The organism is Ectobacillus sp. (genome assembly GCF_056992975.1).
Map to the genome: position 1 here is coordinate 1 of NZ_JBXKMX010000083.1, position 2,296 is coordinate 2,296.

Consider the following 2,296-nt stretch of genomic DNA (forward strand, 5'->3'; position numbering starts at 1 on the left):
AGCCGCTTCTTCATAAGTTTTTGCAATAGCCCCGCAATAAGAATCTGAATCGGGATGACCAAGAATGATAAGTATTTTTTTCATAAGCTTCCTCCAGGGTAGTGAATGATAAAGTAGTATATAGAAAATATACTAGCAGAGCAGCATTGATAGATTTAGCATTACTGCGTTACATATTTCGTCATCAACCTTGCAAATAAACATCACATTTCTTGATTGCCAATCTAAACTCTTCTTTGATCACTTAAAATAACACCTTCAATTGGATAAGATTGAGGAATCTCGATTTCAAACGGAACCCTTTTTTTATAGAGGTGATGGGGCAAAAAGTAGCTAACCCTACCTTTTTGTTATATTCTAGTGGTGAAAGAACGAGTGCGGGTCTTTTTCCTGATTGTTCGTGACCAGATTGAGGGATTACATTGTAGCCAAACAGGATCACAACGACTGGGGACATAATTACTCGAGGAGTGCTTTCGGTATCCTAACTCCTAAACTGTTCCCCCATTTCTGAATATGTGACATCATTTCTTCTCCATTCTTTCGTATATACATTAGTTGTGATAATAATCGACATTTCTTAGAACTTAATACTATGGTTGACTACATTCATATTTATTATAAAAGAAAGGGAATCGCATAACCAGAATAAATAGTATAGGTTGTTGCAATGTTAGAAACATATCTCCGCTTTCTCTAACTTTAAACCAAAGGGGGCCTCATTATGTTCATCAAGCAAGTCACGCTCTTTAGCTCTTTTCTAAAGGAAACGAAAGATTTCTACGCGGTGCATCTCGGATTTCCGTTATTGTCTGAAGATGATATAAGCTTTGAAGTTCAGGCGGGAACAAGTAGGTTGAAATTCCAAACGTATGATGAGGAGGGCCCTCCCTTTTATCACTTTGCTTTTAACATTCCGAAAAATTTGTTTCAAGCAGCAAAGGAATGGGCAAAGACGAGAGTTGTTTTAAATAAAGAAGATGGTGAGGACGAAGTGTACTTTCAATCTATCGATGCAAGTTCATTGTATTTTCAAGATCCTTCGGGAAATGTAGTGGAACTCATTGCCAGATATTCTGTATCGCGTGCTTCTGAGAATTCTGTTTTCTCTGCAGAAGAAATTTTATCAGTAGGAGAAATTAGTACGACGACAAATGATGTGATAACTGTAGGAAAGCGTATGCTACAACTCGGTTTTCCAGTTATGCGGGATGAACCACTAGACGCAGACAACTTGAATTTTATCGGGGAGTATGAGGACGGAGCCTTTTTTCTTCTCGTTCCGCGTAAACGACGATGGTATTTTTCAAACCGCGAGTCTGCAATATACCCGGTTTCCATATCATTAGATGACGGACGAATTATTAAACTAAATGAAAAAGGAGAAATGAATACATGAACACCAAAGAGGCTCGGCTCCTTGGTGTTCCGGGAAATCATCGATTCACAAATAAGTATTCTGTTTCGAATTTTTTAACCACTGATTCAAAAATATCCATTGCTGCGTTAAGTTGATCCTCGGTAATGACGAGTGGCGGTGCAATGATGACACTAGATTCATGAGAGTATGTGTAAAAGCCTTGTTCAGAGAGGAGGCTAACAAATTTACTCATAAGCCCCACTTTATCTTTTCCGTAATCCATTCCGTATGCGATAATCGGCTCTCTCGTTTCTTTGTCCTTCACAAGTTCTACAGCAGCAAATAAACCGATGGAGCGAACTTCACCAACCGAATCAAATTTTAGAAGTTTTTCTAACCGCGCTGCTAATACTTTCCCCATTTCTGCAGCATGTTCAATTAAATTTTCATCCTTATAAATATCAAGTGTCGCACAGCCGATTTGCGTGGAAACGGTATGGCCACTATAGGTTAAGCCGGTCATAAATACGTTATCATCAAAGTAGTTTGCTACTTTTTCACTTACAATGACGCCGCCAAGCGGACTATAGCCACATGTAACTCCTTTAGCAAAAGTCATCATATCTGGCTCAAAGTCATAATTCTGTACGGCGAACATTTTCCCTGTACGACCAAACCCTGTCATCACTTCATCACAAATCATAAGAATCTCGTACTGATCACAAAGCTCCCGAACTCCTTCTAAATAGCCTTTTGGCGGAATAATAACACCATTGCTACCTGGAATAGGCTCCATAAAGATGGCCGCTATCGTTTCCGGACCTTCGTATTGAATTTGGTTATGTAACCGGCTAATATAAAACTTTGTTGCATCTTCTTCACTAGCAAAATCAATCACTTCTCTGTATAAATACGGCGTATCGAATTTAATAAAGC

3 protein-coding genes are annotated in these 2,296 nt (G+C 38.9%); 1 reads left to right on the forward strand and 2 read right to left on the reverse strand.

The genetic code is table 11. From position 1 onward, the window contains the following. Nucleotides 1-244 precede the first annotated feature (244 nt). Nucleotides 245-457, reverse strand: coding sequence for a type II toxin-antitoxin system PemK/MazF family toxin (locus AC11ZT_RS04225; RefSeq protein WP_484058405.1), 213 nt, complete (start codon nt 455-457; stop codon nt 245-247). Nucleotides 458-724: 267 nt separating this feature from the next. Between AC11ZT_RS04225 and AC11ZT_RS04230 the strand changes: the two genes are divergently transcribed. Then, nucleotides 725-1,399 (forward strand): VOC family protein, encoded by a 675-nt coding sequence (locus AC11ZT_RS04230; RefSeq protein ID WP_484058406.1) that lies wholly within the window; start codon nt 725-727, stop codon nt 1,397-1,399. Between the two features lie 37 nt (nt 1,400-1,436). Here AC11ZT_RS04230 and AC11ZT_RS04235 read toward each other — a convergent pair. Further along, nucleotides 1,437-2,296 (reverse strand): aminotransferase class III-fold pyridoxal phosphate-dependent enzyme (locus tag AC11ZT_RS04235; RefSeq protein ID WP_484058407.1); only part of this gene is annotated, 860 nt, incomplete at its 5' end.

Bases quoted from the DNA above. Each gene is read 5' to 3' on its own strand.
- AC11ZT_RS04230 (WP_484058406.1), top strand. From the start codon at position 725: ATGTTCATCAAGCAAGTCACGCTCTTTAGCTCTTTTCTAAAGGAAACG.
- AC11ZT_RS04225 (WP_484058405.1), bottom strand. From the start codon at position 457: ATGTCCCCAGTCGTTGTGATCCTGTTTGGCTACAATGTAATCCCTCAA.